The organism is Pseudonocardia lutea, assembly GCF_042658055.1.
In the GTDB taxonomy this organism is placed as follows: Bacteria; Actinomycetota; Actinomycetes; order Mycobacteriales; family Pseudonocardiaceae; genus Pseudonocardia; species Pseudonocardia lutea.
Map to the genome: position 1 here is coordinate 1 of NZ_JBHSQK010000078.1, position 1,922 is coordinate 1,922.

General features: G+C 76.7%; 1 protein-coding gene. It reads right to left on the bottom strand.

Annotation, left to right across the window (positions count from 1 at the left end; all coding sequences use genetic code 11):
* Positions 1 to 592 precede the first annotated feature (592 nt).
* The gene (locus ACFQH9_RS25580) at positions 593 to 1,033 is read right to left on the bottom strand and encodes a hypothetical protein (protein WP_379569787.1); all 441 of its coding nucleotides are present in this window, start codon (positions 1,031 to 1,033) and stop codon (positions 593 to 595) included.
* Between the last annotated feature and the right edge of the window lie 889 nt (positions 1,034 to 1,922).

The following is a 1,922-nucleotide window of genomic DNA, read 5'->3' on the forward strand; positions in this document are numbered from 1 at the left end:
CACCGCCCGGTCCGGCCGGTCCGCCACCGGCGCCGCCGACGGCGTCCTCGAACGAGGGGTGCGTCGGGGTCGCCTCGGACCCGGCCGGGGCGGCCGGCGCGGGCTGCGCGGCCGGTGCCGCCACGGGCGCCGCGGCCCGCGGACGGGGCGGNCGGCGGACGGCGCGGCACGAGGGCCGCGGGGTCGATCCGGTCCAGCACGCGACGGACCTTGCGCAGGTTGCGCTCGGGCGTCACCACCAGCACCGAGAGCACCAGGCCGGGGCCCAGCGGGTCCGGCAGCAGCCGGATCAGGTGCAGCACCGCGGACCCCTGCCGCACGACGACCTCGGTCGGCGCGCCGCGCACGACCTGGGCCAGCGCCTGGGCGGCGCGGATGACCTCGGCCTGCGCGGCGGCCACCGCCTCCGTCTCCAGCCGGGCGCGGTCCGCGGTCTCGGCGTCGAGCGTCAACCCGCTCTCGACGTCGACGAGCGCGCAGGCCAGCACGCTCGGCTGGCGAAGGACCTCCTTCGCCGCGACGCGCAGGACTCCGGGACTGCCGGGGATGCTCAGCACACCTGAATTTGTAGCGGGGTCGTCGCGGAGCGCGATCAGCGGTGGGCGTTGGCCTGGAAGTACTGGTTGTCGCCCTGCGGCGCGCGGGCGCCGGCGTTCGGGTGCGACATGTAGAACTCCTGCTCGATGACCTTCAGGTCGCGCCGCGCCATGGCCAGGTTGGCCTGCGCGCGGTTGAGCACCAGGTAGAAGAACAGCTTCTCGTCCGGCAGGCCGCGGATCAGGCGGATCAGGTGGTACTGGTTGTCCAGCGTGATCAGGATGTCCTCGATCTGCTCGCGCAGGCCGAGCTTCTGGGTGACCTCGACCTTGGTGCGGACGACGTCGCTGTTGCCGGGGGCCGCGACCTCGAGGTCGAACTCGGCGCTGCCGCCGCGGGAGCCGAGCATCATGCCGCTCTCGTAGTCGACCACGGCGACGGCGAAGGCGCCCTTGATGTTGGCGGCCATGTCCAGGGAATGCTCGATGGAGCTCATTCTGTGCCTCCGACCACCGGCAGCGGGGGAACGGTTTCCGGCGGTCTCGAAAAGGTGGGACGGGGAACCTGAAGGGTAACCCGGAATCGTTGCGGCGGGCACCGGGGGGGTCGATTCCGGGCGCGGACGGGAAACGGCGCACACGCGGGCGCGGTGCGGTTCGGGCGTGCGGGGGCCGGGAATCAGCGCAACCGCCTCCGCAGCCCGTCGGCCAACCGGCGCAGGGTGGGCACGTCGGTGGTCCACCGCCGCCCCTGCGCGGTGTCGTCGGGCTCGCGCGGGGGCGGGATCACGGTGTCGCCGCGGCGCCGGGGCAGCTCCCGTGCGACAGGGACGGGGTCCCCGTCGCCGGCCACCGCGCGGCCCGGGTGCCCTCGGCCGGGGAGGACCGGGCCGGTGGCGCCCGGGTCGCTCCGCGCCGCCGCCCCCTCGGGGGTCCCGGCGGATTCGTCGCCGCCCGCCGAGGCGCCCTCGTCGCCCGGGATCGACGCGGGTCCCGGCGAGGAGAGCGGGCGCCGGGGTCGCGTGGACCCCGGAGCCCCCGACAGGCGCTCGGGCGGTGGACCCTCCCGCACCCCCCGCCGGCTCCCCGCCCGCGCGGTGCCGGCATCCGGGTTCTCCGGCCCCTCGGCCCCCCGGGCCGGTCCGCGCACGGGACCGGGAGGCAGCGGCGGACGCGCACGGTGCGCCGCCGCGAAGAACTCCGCCGCCGGGAACGGCGCCCGGCTCGGGGCGAGCGCGTCCACCCGCGCCTCGAGGGACTCGCCGGGCCCGAGGGGTGCCGGTACGGCTCCGACCTGCGCACTCGTCTCCGTCGGATCGGTGACGCTGGTCGGTCCCGGGCCGTCGGACCGGCCCGACGCCGCCGTCGGCCCCTCCGCCGGGGACG